This is a genomic window from Longitalea luteola (assembly GCF_017356035.1).
Taxonomy (GTDB): domain Bacteria; phylum Bacteroidota; class Bacteroidia; order Chitinophagales; family Chitinophagaceae; genus Niastella; species Niastella luteola.
The window spans coordinates 820811-836170 of sequence record NZ_JAFIQX010000001.1 but is presented as its reverse complement, the minus strand read 5'-3'; the positions used below and the strand labels follow the sequence as shown (position 1 = coordinate 836170).

The 15360-nt window shown below is 45.1% G+C and carries 14 protein-coding genes; 9 read left to right on the top strand and 5 right to left on the bottom strand.

The annotated features are described in order from the left end of the window. Position 1: 1 nt before the first annotated feature. On the top strand, positions 2 to 910 hold the full coding sequence (locus JUB15_RS03160; protein WP_207510861.1) for an OmpA family protein: 909 nt from the start codon (positions 2 to 4) through the stop codon (positions 908 to 910). Positions 911 to 1178: 268 nt separating this feature from the next. Here JUB15_RS03160 and prfB read toward each other — a convergent pair. Continuing rightward, a protein-coding gene (gene prfB, locus JUB15_RS03155) for a peptide chain release factor 2 (protein ID WP_439650990.1) occupies positions 1179 to 2274 on the bottom strand; the annotation gives its coding sequence in 2 pieces (ribosomal slippage) (positions 1179 to 2213 and positions 2215 to 2274; 1095 coding nt in all). 100 nt (positions 2275 to 2374) lie between these two features. Beyond that, the gene (locus JUB15_RS03150) at positions 2375 to 2953 is read right to left on the bottom strand and encodes an NADPH-dependent FMN reductase (protein WP_207510859.1); all 579 of its coding nucleotides are present in this window, start codon (positions 2951 to 2953) and stop codon (positions 2375 to 2377) included. A gap of 125 nt (positions 2954 to 3078) precedes the next feature. Between JUB15_RS03150 and JUB15_RS03145 the strand changes: the two genes are divergently transcribed. Both JUB15_RS03145 and JUB15_RS03140 read left to right on the top strand, forming a co-directional pair. Further along, positions 3079 to 3912 carry a class I SAM-dependent methyltransferase gene (locus JUB15_RS03145; RefSeq protein WP_207510858.1) on the top strand — a complete coding sequence of 278 codons (834 nt, stop codon included), beginning with the start codon at positions 3079 to 3081 and terminating at the stop codon, positions 3910 to 3912. Positions 3913 to 3996: 84 nt separating this feature from the next. Then, the gene (locus JUB15_RS03140) at positions 3997 to 4839 is read left to right on the top strand and encodes a dienelactone hydrolase family protein (protein ID WP_207510857.1); all 843 of its coding nucleotides are present in this window, start codon (positions 3997 to 3999) and stop codon (positions 4837 to 4839) included. A 142-nt stretch (positions 4840 to 4981) separates the two neighbouring features. On the opposite strand, the gene JUB15_RS03135 is transcribed toward JUB15_RS03140, so the two are convergent. Further along, positions 4982 to 6367: a sensor histidine kinase gene (locus JUB15_RS03135; RefSeq protein ID WP_207510856.1), complete on the bottom strand. Its 1386-nt coding sequence runs from the start codon at positions 6365 to 6367 to the stop codon at positions 4982 to 4984. Positions 6368 to 6591: 224 nt separating this feature from the next. After that, positions 6592 to 7695, bottom strand: coding sequence for a DUF695 domain-containing protein (locus tag JUB15_RS03130; protein ID WP_207510855.1), 1104 nt, complete (start codon positions 7693 to 7695; stop codon positions 6592 to 6594). Between the two features lie 320 nt (positions 7696 to 8015). Between JUB15_RS03130 and JUB15_RS03125 the strand changes: the two genes are divergently transcribed. The 3 genes from JUB15_RS03125 (at position 8016) to JUB15_RS03115 (ending at position 10137) form a co-directional block, all read left to right on the top strand. Next, entirely contained in the window at positions 8016 to 8432 is a 417-nt protein-coding gene (locus JUB15_RS03125; protein ID WP_207510854.1) for a YqaE/Pmp3 family membrane protein, read from the top strand. A 148-nt stretch (positions 8433 to 8580) separates the two neighbouring features. Continuing rightward, positions 8581 to 9375, top strand: coding sequence for a DUF2452 domain-containing protein (locus tag JUB15_RS03120; protein WP_207510853.1), 795 nt, complete (start codon positions 8581 to 8583; stop codon positions 9373 to 9375). A gap of 363 nt (positions 9376 to 9738) precedes the next feature. Further along, positions 9739 to 10137 carry a DUF5684 domain-containing protein gene (locus tag JUB15_RS03115; protein WP_207510852.1) on the top strand — a complete coding sequence of 133 codons (399 nt, stop codon included), beginning with the start codon at positions 9739 to 9741 and terminating at the stop codon, positions 10135 to 10137. A 193-nt stretch (positions 10138 to 10330) separates the two neighbouring features. Here the strand turns inward: JUB15_RS03115 and JUB15_RS03110 are convergent, their stop codons facing one another. Further along, a complete protein-coding gene (locus JUB15_RS03110) occupies positions 10331 to 11218 on the bottom strand; it encodes a hypothetical protein (protein ID WP_207510851.1) in 888 nt (295 codons plus the stop codon). A gap of 288 nt (positions 11219 to 11506) precedes the next feature. Here JUB15_RS03110 and ltaE point away from each other — a divergent pair, with 288 nt between their 5' ends. From ltaE to pgi, 3 genes are all read left to right on the top strand, one after another. Next, positions 11507 to 12529, top strand: a complete 1023-nt coding sequence (gene ltaE / locus JUB15_RS03105; RefSeq protein WP_207510850.1) for a low-specificity L-threonine aldolase — start codon at positions 11507 to 11509, stop codon at positions 12527 to 12529. 100 nt (positions 12530 to 12629) lie between these two features. Beyond that, positions 12630 to 13481: a phosphodiester glycosidase family protein gene (locus tag JUB15_RS03100; RefSeq protein WP_207510849.1), complete on the top strand. Its 852-nt coding sequence runs from the start codon at positions 12630 to 12632 to the stop codon at positions 13479 to 13481. Between the two features lie 221 nt (positions 13482 to 13702). After that, the gene (pgi, locus tag JUB15_RS03095; protein WP_207510848.1) at positions 13703 to 15355 is read left to right on the top strand and encodes a glucose-6-phosphate isomerase; all 1653 of its coding nucleotides are present in this window, start codon (positions 13703 to 13705) and stop codon (positions 15353 to 15355) included. Positions 15356 to 15360 lie beyond the last annotated feature (5 nt).

Here is a 15360-nt window from a genome sequence, read left to right as displayed (position 1 = left end):
TATGCTTCGTAGCCTATTAATCATGGTTATTACAGGACTGGCAATGGGATTTGCATCTTGCGGCCCCAGTAAACAAGTCCAAAGCCTGACGAAAACCACACAAGAAACTCTTGAGTTAGTCAAGAAAGAAGCTCAGCGCGCCATCGCGTTGACAGTTGAAAAAGTAAAAAATTATGAGGTGGATCCTGACATTGGTAAGGAGATCATCCGGAACCTTAAAGACGCCGAGAGAAAGATCGATACCCAGCTCGCCGTTGCGGTTCAACTGGAAAAAACCGGTACCAAAGAAGAGATCCTCCAGTTTGCTGAACGTACTAACGTGATCATTCAAAGTGCGTTAACCGATCTGAAATCGTTGAACGATCTTTATGACATTTCAACATTCTCTTCATTCGAAACAGCAACGTTCTTCCCCGCAGGTGGCTATGGTATTCCTCCTGAAAAACAGGATGAGGCCAAGAAATCAATCGAGCCGATCGTACAACGTATCATCAAGTTCTTTGGTGATCACCCAAGACAAAGGTTCGTGGCGGTAATCGTATGTTATGGTTTCTCTGACGAAACGCCGATTGCGAAGGAATCTCCTTTGTATTCTCCGCTGCTCGCCAAGATGAAAACAAACAACCCTACCCGTCAGGAGTTGAACGTGAAATTATCAGAACTTAGAGCAAAATCTATTGCCAACCTTCTGGTTGACCTTATCAAAATAAATGAGGCGCTTATCCCTAATCCGAAACTCATCAACTACGACATCAAGTGGATGGGTAAAGGGGAAGAGTTACCTTACCCTGACAGAGTGAAAGACTATAAGGCTGATGACAAACGTCGCCGTATGGTGTCTTTGATTTGGAACGTATTACCCGGTTCTTTATATGCACAAGGCCTCAGCAACGACACTGCAATGAGGTAATATATATAGAAGTATAAAAACGAGTAATGCCGGATTGGTTTAATTACTCTGGCAATATTAATTGGTGTATTCATTATTTTGCCTGCAGACCATAGTTAACTCTATGAAACTGCAGGCAAAATTACTTGACTGAGTGCTCAGTGAATGAGTTTCTGGGTTCTCAGCGCTGAAGTACACTCAAAAAAAATGCGCCCCCGGGGGCGCATTTTTTTATCAACTCTATCAACATTATCAACTTTGTCAACTCCCCTTCAGGGGCTGAGAGGTATCAACTACTCTCCGCTTCCTTTTCCATCATCAGATAAGCTTTAATAAAACCATCGAGCTCACCATCCATTACGGGCTGCACATTCCCTACTTCAAAATCGGTACGATGATCCTTGATCATTTTATAAGGATGGAAAACATAACTGCGGATCTGGCTTCCCCACTCTATCTTTTTCTTCGACGCATTGGTTGCATTCTTCAATGCTTCGCGCCTGCGCAGCTCTTCTTCGTATAAGCGGCTCTTAAGCATCTGGAGCGCCATTTCGCGGTTTTCTCCCTGCGTACGGGCTTTCTGGCATTCCACCACAATACCGCTGGGATGGTGCTTTAAGCGCACAGCCGTTTCCACTTTGTTTACGTTTTGTCCGCCCTTACCACCGCTGCGGTAGAATTCCCATTCGAGGTCGGCGGGATTTACATCTACCTCAATACTGTCATCAACCAATGGATACACGAAAATGGAAGCAAAGGACGTGTGACGGCGGGCATTGCTGTCGAATGGCGAAATACGAACCAGGCGGTGAACGCCGCTCTCGGCCTTTAAAAAGCCATAGGCGAACGGACCGTCAAACTGCAGGGTAGCGCTTTTAATACCGGCGCCATCTCCTTCCTGCCAGTCGAGCTCGGTTACCTGCCAGCCCTGTTTTTCACCATACATGCGGTACATTCGCGCCAGCATCTCGGCCCAGTCCTGGCTTTCAGTACCACCGGCGCCGCTGTTTATCTGCAATACGCCCGGCAGTTCATCTTCCGGCTGATTGAGGGTGCTTTTAAATTCGGCTTCATCCAGTTGCTGCAGGGCTTTTTCATAAGCCTCTTTCGTTTCCTCTTCGCTGGCTTCGCCTGCTTTCCAGAAATCAAATAATACAACAAAATCCTCTACGGCCGCTTTTGACTGGTCGTACAGTTTGATCCAGAATTCGTTCAGCTTAATGCTTTTGAGTATCTCTGTGGCTCGTTTGTTATCGTCCCAGAAGCCGGGGGAAAGGGAAAGTTGTTTCTCTTCATTGACTTTGTACTGACGGTTGTCTACGTCAAAGAAACCTCCTCAGTCCACCAAGGCGGGACCTCATATCATTTATTTTTTCTTGTGTCATGGAGCAAATATAGTTTAAAAGTTAACAAGGGTACCTAATTTTAGGTCTGAAGTCAGAAGTCAGAAGTTTATCCATAATAACTCTCAATGCGCCAAAACCGTCAACTGACCAACGCCTCTCTTTCGTGTAAGATCAGTTTCTTCAAAGCCTCCAGTTTCTTGCGAACAAGATCGAGCGAAGTGGAATCGGTTAAATTGCCCTTGTCATCGAATTTATTGCCTGCCTGTGCTATTAATACTTCCGGTTTATACACCGGCTTCATATTAAGGTATAAAAAGATGTTTTGAAAAACCAATTGCATGCGAACCGTTCCCCACAAACTGATGGTAGCCCCCATCACAGCAACGGGTTTGCCGATCAGGGGAGAATCTTCACCACGCGAAGCCCAATCGATGGCATTTTTCAACAATCCGGGTATACCGTAATTATATTCGGGCGAACAGATCACCAGTCCATCAGCTTTTGTCATCATATCCCTGAACTCCTGCACCACCGGAGGCCGTTGCGATGCACTGGGCTTGTCAAGATCAGCATTATATAATGGGATATCGCCTAAATAAAAAGTATCCATGGAAACGTCCTGCGGCAACAATTGCGATGCAGCCTTCAACAACGACGTGTTATACGATCCCTTCCTGAGGCTGCCGGATATACCGAGCAATTTGATCTGTGTATTCATTGTATATTGGTTTGTAGTAGAAATGCAATTCTTATTCCGGTCAGTGACCCATTACCCCGTTAACTTTTTAACTGTTCAACTTTATTAACTTTATCAACGCTGTGAACTCATAACCCGGATACTGCATGACTACCGAAAAAGCAATAGCAAATCACTACGCTTGCCCGCATCTCTATGAGTCCATCATGGAAGCCCTGGGCAACGCAGGTATAAAACCGCACCAGGTAACGCGACAAGACCTGTCGCCCATTGATGAGTTCCATGTGCGCGGACAGGAAGTATCGCGGGAACTGGCAGCAGCAGCCGGACTGCAGCCGGGTATGCGCATTTTAGATGCAGGTTGTGGTTTGGGCGGCGCCTGCCGTTTACTGGCAGCCGAATATAATTGTGAAGTTACAGGCATCGATATAACCGGCGACTATATACGTACGGCCCAACAGTTATCAGCGCTGACCGGCCTGCAACACCTGACCCGCTTTGTGGAAGGCAGTGTACTGTCGCTTCCCTTCAATAACAACAGCTTTGACGTCGTATGGACACAGCACGTACAAATGAATATTGCCGATAAACAGGCATTTTATGCAGAAATAGCACGCGTTTTGGTGCCCGGTGGACGGTTCATTTATTATGATATCCTGGGTCGCGATCAGATGCCGGTACTGTTCCCCGTTCCCTGGGCCAGCAATGCCGCCCTGAGTTTCCTGGTAAGCCCGCAACAACTGCAACACCTGCTGCAGCAGGCAGGCCTGCAGCGCATACAGGTTCGGGATGAAACTGCCAAAGGGATCGCTTTTTTCAATACCCTGATGAACCGTATTACCGAAAAAGGCTTACCGGCATTGGGATTGCATTTACTGATGGGACCAACGGCGCCGGATAAATTAAATAATCTCAGAACCAACCTTATCCAGGGAAACATCGTTTTGGAAAGCGGTGTTTATCAGAAGTTAACAAGTTGACCAGTTGATAAGGTTATCCTAATTTCGGGACTTGCGTACATTCCATGAACGCTCCTTGTCAACGATCAGTTTAAACCAAATATCATGAAACACAAATTGCACTTAGTGTATTTATTTATTACAATGGCAACAGTAGCTATTGTATCGTGCAGCGACCAGCCATCTAAACAAACCGAAGAATCAACCGAGACCAAACAACCCGGGGTAAAAGAATTAAACATCAACTATGCGGGTGACAGCATTACCATGAACGGATTTGTTGCCTATGATACCAGCCTCGATACCAAACGCCCGGCCATCCTGATCATTCCCGAATGGTGGGGACTGAACGACTACCCTAAAATGCGTGCCCGTGAACTGGCCAGATTAGGCTACATCGCGATGGCGATGGATATGTACGGGAATGGCCTTACTACCGACTCTCCTTCCACTGCCGGTAAACTGGCAACGCCTTTTTATGCCAATCCGCAAAAGGCAAAAGCACGCATAGATGCGGCCCTGGTAGCGCTGAAAAGTTTTATGCAAACTGATACCGGTAAAATAGCTGCTATCGGTTATTGTTTTGGGGGTGCTATGGTATTGAACGCCGCCAGGCTGGGTGAAGACTTTAAAGGTGTGGTTAGCTTTCATGGCAGCCTTATAGGCACTCCTGCCAACAAAGACCTGTTGAAAGCGAAAATACTGGTATGCCATGGCGCTGATGATCCTTTTGTTCCGCAAAAAGAAGTTGATCAGTTCAAAAAACAAATGGATTCTATAAAGGCCGATTACACATTCAAAGCATATCCCGGCGCCGTACATGCATTTACCAACCCACAGGCCACTGAAGTGGGTAAGAAGTGGAATATTCCCATTGCCTATAATGCCGCTGCAGACAGCGCGTCGTGGAATGACATGAAATCATTCTTTGATAGCATATTTAAATAAAACGGCAATGTGATAATTAGCTGATTCGATAATTTGATAATAGAATACAATTCGCTTAAGCGTGGGCGACGATAGTGTTGAGGTCTGATAAACCCCGTGCAATTATCACATTAGCTAATTATCACATTATCACATTAGCAAATTAGTCTTTCGGTCTTGGTAATGTAACAGTGAAGGTGCTGCCTTTACCTGGCTGGCTTTTTACCGCAATACGGCCGCCATTCTTTTCCAGGAAATCCTTACACAATTTCAGGCCCAGGCCGGTACCTGTTTCTTCATTGGTTCCTTTTGTGCTATAGAACATATCGCCAAACAATTGTTGCTGGCGTTCGGCGCTGATGCCAACACCGTCGTCCTGCACATAGATCTCCACGCTCGAAGCGCTTTCCCGGGCCCCTACCCGCACATGGCCATTCTCCCGGGTGAATTTGATCGCATTCGACAACAGGTTACGCAACACCAGGTTCACCATTTCTTTATCGGCATAACAGTACAACGGCTCCTCGATCTGCGATTCCAGGTGAATGCGTTTATTACTGGCCTGCCAGTGCAATAACAGCAGCACCCGGCTGATCATATTTTCTATATCCAGCACCTCAGGCTGCAGCTCGGCGTTCTCCATTTGCGACTTGGCCCATTGCAACAGGTTTTCCATGAGGTTGGTGGTATAGTTCATTTCATTCACAATACCAGGCAGCAGGGCCTTCATTTCCTTCACGGGCATTTCGTTCAGATGCATATGATTGAACAGGTTGCGCAAAGCATACATGGGTGTTTTCAGGTCATGCGCGATTACAGAGAATAACTTATTTTTCAGCTGGTTCAACTCCGTAAGTTTGGCCGTTTGTTCTTCCAGCAAACTGGCTTTTTGCGCAATTTCCTGCTTCTGCAGTTCTACTTCCATATTACGGCGGCGCAATTCATCCGACTTGCTCAATAAACTGAAATGATATCCTGTATTTTCCTGTTTAATAAAATAAATAGCGTAGAAAATAAAAGAAATGGCCGTAAGGTGATTAAATACGTAAAAATAATAGTTGACCGTTACCAGCCTGAAATAAAAATCATGCGGTATTATACAGGCGATAAAATAACAGGCAACCGATAAGCTGAAAGCAAACAGGATATGGGTGATCTGTTGTAAAAAGAAAACCGACAATACACCATACAATACGAAGAACAGTTCAACGCCTATATCTACTTTACCCAGGTACACCAGGCAGGTAGCTATAGGATATAAGCTGAAGTATACAAGCCGGGCATGTTCGTAATATTTTTCATAATTCAGCCATAGAACAATAACGCTGATGGCCAGTGGAGAGCCGGCAACGAACCAGCCCAGCGGAGGCAGGTGGTCGTTAAAGAAGATACCAATGATAGGGACAACGATGCCTGTAACGATCCCGAGGAAATTAAGCTGGTTAAAAATGCTCATTTTCCTCTTTTCGTACTCTTCCATTTCGGGGGTGACCCCAATGGATTTTATTAATACCCAATAACGCATTAAATCCAGGCGTAAGGCGACCATAGAGCTCTATCGTGTTGTTTCTAAGGAAATTGAATATATCATAACGCAAAAAAGCGTTATTTATTTCTTGATTTCCGGTAAGGTGTTCGTTATTCAAGCATAAAATCAATGTTATCAACTTTTTAACTTACTAACGGACATATACCGGTCACCAGCACGCCTCAAAATTAACCGGTTTACGCTTACAAACCATTTTTATTAACATAATTGGAATTGAATGCGGTTCAATCTTCGATTGGTAAATTAAAATACTGCTCCATCGTTCGCCAGTATTTATCCCGCCTGATGAAGAAAAGGATCTCATACACTGTTTCCTTGCTTTCAACATACCGGTTCAATAAAGCAGCCGTGGTCTTGTATTCGCTGACGTAAAAATATATTATCCGGCAATTGTCGTAGGTTTTGTTGCCGGCCAGTATCGTGCGATCGCCCGGCAGTAATGAAAAGATCTCTTCCTCCAGGGTTTGCAATTCTATCAGTTGTTCCGTAAATGGGAAACCGTTTTCATCACCGGAATAGTTGATGTTCACCTGTAATAACCAGGAATAAGCTGGCTTCTTATCCCAGTACCGGCATTCCATATTAACCGTTAGTAACATTCTTTTCCCGTCCTTGTCTTCTGCTTCCAGCAAATGATAGGTATCCGGCCGTTCAGCGGGAACAGATTCATATTTCTCCACGAATTCCTTTTCGCGCCAGTTCAAGTATTCGTTCAGTTTTGAAATGGGTATTATCTCAATCTGCTCACCGGGGGCGGGTACCGGGCCCGTTTCATAGTTATCGATCTTGGTGGCTGTATTCACTTCCCCCAGCCCATTCTCCAGGTAGATCATACCACCGGCCTGAAACTGATCATCCAGCTCTTTGCTGTATTCGGTATGTGTGATCACGATACTTACTTCATCGGGATAATCTTCCTGAACGATGGGATAAAAGCTGGTAGTGGCAGTGGTGAACTGTAGTCCATAAAGGTCGATGCTGATGCCTTCAAAACCCAGGGCGGGTTTATGCGCTGTGAACACCCAGTTGGGCACTGCCGGTGCTGCGTTTACCAGTTCTTCTACCTTGCTGAATAAGGCAATATCGCCATCGGAAGTAATGATCAGTTCATAATTACCATTGTTATCCGGGCCGGCTAATGCCTTAAGATAAGGATTAAATGGTTGCATCTGCTGGATCAACTCCTCCAAAAACGACAAAGCCTGATCAGAATCATTCTTTTCAAGCTCCCTGAACCGGTATTCATTGTCAATAAACCATTGCCAGAACGTTCTGGCCGCCTGTTCAACAGCTCCTTCCTTTCTATAATATTTGCTTATGCCAGCCATGGTAAATAATTTCTACATTCACAATATAATCATTTCTTAGCCGTGTTCGCCATTTTGCCCTAACTGTGATAGACAACTGCAACCCCACTGTGGCAGCCTTCCTTTCAACCCAATGCCAATCGCTTTTTCATCTTTCCGTATTACAACATTGCCATCAAAACAAACAGGCCGGCCAGCAGTATAACGGGCTTGAATGGACATTGACGGCTATAGCCGAAGCGTGTCCTGACAGCTGCTGATGTATTATCTGGTCTTTTAATTGCATGTAATGCATGAATCTGAATATTTCCTCAGTATATTTGTTTACCAAATTAGATAATATGAAAAAGATCACTACCCGAATTCTGACCTTACTGGTAATGGTATCTGTTTGCACATCACCTGCACTGGCTGCATCTTTACCTTCAGCCGACAATACTGCTAAAACCGAACCAGCTACGGCGACAGTGAATACTGCCGTTGAAGAATTTAAGAGCCTGTCGAAACATGAACGCAAAACACGTATTAAAGAGGCTAAGAAAGTATTGAAGGATTACAAGGCAGACAAACGGGCTGGTCGTGCTGCTGAGACCGATCAGGTGTTACTTGCCATCCTGGCTATTTTGTTGCCGCCACTGGCTGTTTATCTGAAAGAAGAAGAGATCACTGCTAAGTTCTGGATCAGCATTCTCCTTACGCTGCTTTTCTGGATCCCTGGTGTAATATTTGCATTACTGGTGGTTTTTGATGCCATCTAATCCAGAATATAACGTTATTGAAAGAGGCCTCCGACGGAACTGTCGGGGGCTTTTTATTACCGGGCCCCCTGTTAATATTATAAGTAATAAGAACAAAAAGACTGATTTTTGTTCCCTGTATAGCTGAAGTATAACGTTTACATTTATTATGGTACAGGCATATAATTTTTTAGCAAGCTGGCAATTGTTTCCCGAAAAAGGCACCTATGAGTATGGCGACCGGCCACGGTCGGGCATATATAAAATTGAAGCGCTGGACAATGACCGGCTGCTTTCGATTTCCATGAACTGGGTAACGCTCGAAAACCAGGCTTTTGAAAGCCGGTACACGGTTTTACCTGACGCCCGCGAGCACCCGTTCGATAACCCCGAAGTGGCAGAAACGCTAAAAGCGACATTTATCGACGGCATTACATTTGAAGCCGTGTTTTACCGGAACCACGAACAGGTATTGCATATTCTGCATGAAATAATGCCGAATGGCTATTTGAAGATCACTCAAAAAGGGATTACCCGGCAATTACAACCCTACACCAATATTGAGTTCTATCATAAACAACTGAGCGTATTACCCTACTCTGCTTCCGTATCAGGGGCTGTTATAAAGCCAACGGAAGAGGGCGTTATCAGGCACAAGGCGCTTACGGCTATGGAAGAGCAAACCAATATGCAGCTGGAACAGATAAGAAAACAAATAGAGCTGCTGGCATTACAGGCGCAGGAGATACAAAAGCGCAAAGACCTTTCCCTGCTTATTTATGGGGCCAAACTGAATTTTACCCCCGTTATAGGCCATACCTATTATGTATATGAAAAAGGGGATGGCAGTCATTTATTGTCGATGGTAAGTCCGAAAGAATGGGGCGGCGGCGCAGGCCCTTACAAACGGTTTGTAGCCACGGTTAAGCTGCTGGCCGACCATACCTGGATGGAAGTGCAGTAGGAGTATTTTATGAAGTTGGGAATAAAGTAATTGTCCACGCAAAATGCCAGTAAGGTGGATATCTTTTCTTATAACGCTTTTCACAGGCCCCAAAGTATGTGTAAGCGCTATAAAAGAAGACAATATATACAATGCTATGCTAATCATGCGCATACTGGCTCATTAAAGGGTCAACCTGACAATAAGGTAACCGGCTGCCAGACCCCCGATCGTAAAATTCATAAGGTTATATAACAACCATACACAATGGCCGGCCGCATATTTACGTTTACAGCCACGCTATAAATTAGCGTAAGACTTGCAAATGCTAAAAATTATTTACATTTTTAACTCTTATATTCCTAATTAAAAACCAACTAAACTATGACAGTTCTTGTGCTCTTCATTGTTGCCCTCGTTGTTCTCATGGTCGCCAGCATGTGGACCATCTTCACCAAAGCTGGCCAGCCAGGCTGGGCCGCTATCATTCCCATTTACAATATGGTAGTGTTATTAAAGATCGTGGGCAAACCAGTATGGTGGATCCTGTTGTTCCTGATCCCCTTCGTAAACTATGTTTTCATCATCTGGACATACAATATGTTGTCTAAGAGCTTTGGAAAATCAGAAGGTTATACTGTAGGTCTTATCTTATTAGGTGTGGTATTCTTCCCAATGCTTGCCTTTGGCGATGCTAAATACCTGGGACCCTACGGCGATCAGGCTGCATTCCAGGCTGCACAGCAACCGCATTTCGATTTCGATGCGCCCAAACCTGCGTAATTGAAATATACTTTATAAAAAAAGAGTCCCGTTATGCAACGGGACTCTTTTTTTATAAAACTGCTGAAGGCGGAAGGCTAAAGGCGGAATGCTAAAAGCCGAAGGCAAATACAAAACCCATGGCGCGAAGCACCTACACGATAACAAACCTTAAGCGTTCGGCGTTAAGCGTTTTTACGTTAAGCGTATTACGTTATAATTTGATCTCCACTTGACCCTTCGCCCATATTAACAATGCCTTGTTATCACAGGAACCACCGGTGCCAAAATCAACCTGCAGCACGCGGTCGATGATGGTGATGGTCAAACTACCGCTGGTGATCCAGAAACAGGCTACGGGTTTGATCAGCGGTGAATCCGTCTCCTTGGTTACGGTAACGCCATTAGCGTATTTGATCTGCGTACTGCCTTCTATCGAGTACACATCATCTTTACAGGCAAGCGTAGCAGCACCTTCAATCTGGGCTACGGTCTTAGTGCCATCATAGGTGAATCCTCTTCCGTTAGGCCAGGTTATCTTCCCACCTTCGATGTTAACCGAGTACTTAACGGCGCCATCAGCGCTAAGGTTGGTAATGGTTTTCACGCCTTCAATATGAGCGCGGTTCACATAATAATCCTGCAGGGTAATGGTAAGCACAGAGCCGGCTTTGCGCAGTGGGCCTGAAAAGTATAATACTACTTTACCCTTTCTGATCTTTCCATCGCGGCAAAGGCAACCGTCGCCATAATTTATAGTAACTGTTTTAGGGAATGTGGTGTCATTCGGCGTAGCAGTAATAGTAACGCAAGGGCCTAATTTCAATTGCAGGTTAACGAACAGTTCGATGCGGATACGGGCATTCACATCTGTTGTCAACCGGCCGTTCTCTATAGCGCCTGCTTCCAGGTCGGCGCCGGCTGCCAGTCCGAACTCGGTGATATCATCATATTCACTTTCGGCAGCAGCATCTTCCATACTCATGGTTCGTGCTTCTTCATCGCTCACCTGTGCTTGTGAGCTGTTATCCTTTTTACAGCCAACCATTGAGAAAGTCATAAGAAAAAGCAAAGCAATAGCAGCTGAAATTCTACATTTCATGATGATACTTTTAAAGTGTAAAAATTGATTGATTATTGTAAAGTGCGTGTTTTTGAATGACGGTTTTCCTATAAGTTTAATGTCATGTTAAAAAAAAATGTAACGACGTAACAAGTGTTACCGGTTAACCATTGCCCTTGGTTGCGCGTGCAATTCAAGGACTGCCGATTAACGAATATCGATTGACGACTGACGATTCAGGATTGCCGATTGCCGCCCAACAGCGCATTTTTTTCGGTATTTGCTCATTGGTATTTACATTTATAACTCAATAATGAATGAAACTCCATGATAGTTGATCTGAGATCCGATACAGTAACCCAACCAACGTCAGAAATGCTGGACGCCATGTTAAGGGCCCATGCAGGTGATGATGTATTTGGTGAAGACCCAACCGTAAATTTGCTTGAGGCCATGGCTGCAGAACTATTCGGGATGGAAGCCGCTTTGTATTGCCCTACGGGAACCATGAGCAACCAGATTGCCATCAAAGTACATACCCAACCTGGCGATGAAGTCATCTGTGATCAGTCGGCGCACGTGTATCAATACGAAGGAGGTGGTATGGCGTTTAATTCGGGCGTACAATCGCGGCTGTTACCAGGTAACCGGGGTCGTATTACTGCCGAGCAGGTAGCAGCAGCTATCAATCCCGATGATGTACATAAAGCACATACTTCGCTGGTTTGCCTTGAAAATACATCGAACCGGGGCGGCGGCAGCTGTTACGATCTGCAGGAGATACAACATATCCGTACGGTTTGTGACAACAATCAGCTGTCACTTCACCTCGATGGCGCACGCTTGTTCAACGCCATAGTAGCGCGCAATGAATCGCCCAAACAATACGGTGAATTATTCCATAGCATTTCTGTTTGTTTGAATAAAGGATTGGGTTGCCCTATAGGAAGTATCCTTATAGGCAGCCAGGCATTTATCAAAAAAGCCCGCCGGGTTCGTAAGGTATTTGGTGGCGGCATGCGCCAGGCCGGTTTTATGGCCGCCTGCGGCGTATATGCCCTGAAGAATAACATTATCAGGTTGCAGCAGGACCATGACAATGCCAGGGAAATTGCCTCCAATCTTATTAAAACAACTTTTACCGCAGGCATACTACCTGTGGAAACAAACATCATCATCTTTGAGATCCAGGCCCCTTATCATGCTGTACAGGTAGCCGCTGCATTGAAGGAAAAGAACATTTTGACCATCCCCATCTCTCCCACGCACGTAAGGATGGTGCTGCACCTCGATATTACAGCAAACATGGTGGACTATGTTATTGATACGATCCTTAATTTGCAGATCTGATCAACCGATAACCGGCAATCGACAATGACAAACTAATAATTTAAGAATTTAATGACCCAGGAACCAAGAACTGCAAGCTTTGAACTAGGAACTTTGAACTATGAAACAATTACTGATAACAAATTTTTTCCTGATCTTTTCCCTGATCGTATTTTCTCAAAATGATTCTTCCGTATTCGTGGCTGCAAAATGGGAAACACAAACTGTAGCGCCGGGGACTACCTGGAAGCATTATCATTTCAACAACAAGAACCTGTTCAACGCCAATCAAAATATCAATATCCTTGATATTACCCTGAAAAAGAAAAAAGCGATAGCCCTGGCTGGTGAAGCAAAGGACCTGAAACCGGTAAGTGAATTCGGCCGGCAAACCGGTGCTATTGCCGCCATTAACGGCAATTTTTTCGACGTAAAGAATGGCGGTTCTGTCGACTATACCAAAGTGCACGATACTGTGCTTAACCAAAACCGTTTGGGGGCTAAAAGAACGCGGGCTAGGCATCAGCAGTTGGCCCTGGTGATCAAAAAAGGAAAATTGCGTTTTGAAAAATGGGATGGCTCGCCCGATTGGGAATCGAAAATAAAAGCAGGCGATGTAATGCTTACAGGCCCCTTGTTGTTGTGGCAGGGCGAACGGCAGGCCCTCGATACCGGCGTCTTCAACCATGTTCGCCATCCGCGTTCAGCGATTGCCTTGCTGGGCAAAAAACGGGTACTGTTCATTACTGTAGACGGCCGTAATGAACAGGCTGCGGGCATGACACTTCCCGAGCTCGCCAATATCATAAAATGGCTGCAGGCAAAACATGGTGTTAACCTCGACGGCGGCGGCTCCACTACCCTTTGGATCAATAACCAGCCTGGAAACGGCGTAGTGAACTATCCTTCTGACAATAAGAAATGGGACCATGAAGGTGAACGAAAAGTGGCTAATGTTATCTTAGTAAAATAGGGTGGAAGCACGTATGGCCCCATTGAACAACATGCAATTTGATAATGTGATAATGTGATAATGTGATAATGGAATACAATATACAGTTACAAGTTCCAGGTTACAGTTTATTTCCAAGTAACCGGTAACTGGTAACTGGTACCTGAAACCTGTAACCATAGAACCAGGAACCTGGCAGTTAGTACCAAGAATCCTTTAATTTTGAATCTAATTCAAGAAGTATGTTACCAAAGATCAAGCCTCATCAAACCGATGCATGGGATAAACTCGAACGCCATTATAAGAAGATCTCAGAGACACATTTGCGCGAATTGTTTGCCGACAATCCCGACAGGTTCAGGGATTTTTCCATCCAGTTCGAAGACATATTATTCGACTATTCCAAGAACCGCATTTCTGCCAAAACCCTTTCATTGCTGTTCGATCTGGCCAATGAATGTAAGTTGCCCGAAGCCATTGAAGCAATGTTCACCGGCGATGCCATCAACGAAACAGAAGGAAGATCAGTATTACATACGGCACTGCGCAATATGAGCAATGAGCCTGTATTTGCACAAGGCAAGAACGTAATGCCCCAGGTACAGCAGGTTTTGCAGCAAATGAAACATTTCTGCGAACGCATTCACAGCGGCGAGTGGACGGGCTACACCGGTCATAAGATAAAATACATCGTGAACATCGGCATAGGCGGTAGCGATCTTGGTCCGTATATGGTTACTGAGGCATTGAAACCTTACTGGAAAAAAGACATCCAGGTTTTCTTTGTATCGAATATAGACGCCACGCATATTATTGAGACCCTGCGTAAGGTTAATCCGCAGGAGACCCTTTTCCTCATAGCTTCCAAAACATTCACTACCCAGGAAACCATGACCAATGCCCATACGGCGCGGCAATGGTTCCTGGATGCAGCTGGTGATGAAAGCGCTGTTGCCAAACATTTTGTAGCGCTTAGCACCAATGAAAAAGAGGTAGTGAAATTTGGGATCGATAAAGCCAATATGTTCGAGTTCTGGGACTGGGTAGGCGGCCGCTATTCCTTATGGAGCGCCATTGGCTTATCTATAGCGTTGACCGTAGGCTTCGAACATTTTGAATCGCTGTTAAAAGGCGCTCATTCCACCGACCGGCATTTCCGCACTACGCCTTTCGAAAAGAATATCCCGGTTATCATGGCGCTCATAGGCCTGTGGTACACCAATTTCTTCGATAGCCAAACAGAAGCTATTTTACCTTACGATCAATACCTGCACCGCTTTGCAGCCTATTTTCAACAGGGAAATATGGAAAGCAATGGTAAAAGTGTTGACCGCAGAGGAAAAGAGGTACGTTACAACACCGGTCCGGTTATCTGGGGCGAACCAGGCACTAATGGCCAGCATGCATTTTACCAGCTGATCCACCAGGGCACGCTGCTGATCCCCTGCGATTTTATTGCGCCGGCCAACAGCCACAACCCTGTAGGCGATCATCATGCCAAACTGTTGTCAAACTTCTTTGCACAAACGGAAGCATTGATGAATGGTAAAACGGAGGTAGAAGCAGAAGCTGAACTCATTAAAGCAGGTAAATCTGCAGAAGAAATAAAAGCGCTGCTGCCTTTTAAAGTATTTACCGGCAACCGGCCTACCAATTCATTCCTGGTAAAAAAGATCACACCGTATACATTGGGTCAGCTGATCGCCTTATACGAACACAAGATCTTTGTACAGGGTGTGATCTGGAATATCTTCAGCTTTGATCAATGGGGTGTTGAGCTGGGTAAACAGCTTGCCAATAATATTCTGCCCGAACTGCAGGACGATAAGCCTGTGAGCAACCATGATTCTTCTACCAATGGACTTATCAATGCGTGGAAGAGGATGAAGGCTTAATGCCG

Coding starts and splice junctions, on each gene's coding strand:
- JUB15_RS03115 (WP_207510852.1), top strand. CDS start 9,739: ATGACAGTTCTTGTGCTCTTCATTGTTGCCCTCGTTGTTCTCATGGTC.
- JUB15_RS03150 (WP_207510859.1), bottom strand. CDS start 2,953: ATGAATACACAGATCAAATTGCTCGGTATATCCGGCAGCCTCAGGAAG.
- JUB15_RS03120 (WP_207510853.1), top strand. CDS start 8,581: ATGGTACAGGCATATAATTTTTTAGCAAGCTGGCAATTGTTTCCCGAA.
- JUB15_RS03140 (WP_207510857.1), top strand. CDS start 3,997: ATGAAACACAAATTGCACTTAGTGTATTTATTTATTACAATGGCAACA.
- pgi (WP_207510848.1), top strand. CDS start 13,703: ATGTTACCAAAGATCAAGCCTCATCAAACCGATGCATGGGATAAACTC.
- JUB15_RS03145 (WP_207510858.1), top strand. CDS start 3,079: ATGACTACCGAAAAAGCAATAGCAAATCACTACGCTTGCCCGCATCTC.
- ltaE (WP_207510850.1), top strand. CDS start 11,507: ATGATAGTTGATCTGAGATCCGATACAGTAACCCAACCAACGTCAGAA.
- JUB15_RS03130 (WP_207510855.1), bottom strand. CDS start 7,695: ATGGCTGGCATAAGCAAATATTATAGAAAGGAAGGAGCTGTTGAACAG.
- JUB15_RS03110 (WP_207510851.1), bottom strand. CDS start 11,218: ATGAAATGTAGAATTTCAGCTGCTATTGCTTTGCTTTTTCTTATGACT.
- JUB15_RS03125 (WP_207510854.1), top strand. CDS start 8,016: ATGAAAAAGATCACTACCCGAATTCTGACCTTACTGGTAATGGTATCT.
- JUB15_RS03135 (WP_207510856.1), bottom strand. CDS start 6,367: ATGGTCGCCTTACGCCTGGATTTAATGCGTTATTGGGTATTAATAAAA.
- JUB15_RS03160 (WP_207510861.1), top strand. CDS start 2: ATGCTTCGTAGCCTATTAATCATGGTTATTACAGGACTGGCAATGGGA.
- JUB15_RS03100 (WP_207510849.1), top strand. CDS start 12,630: ATGAAACAATTACTGATAACAAATTTTTTCCTGATCTTTTCCCTGATC.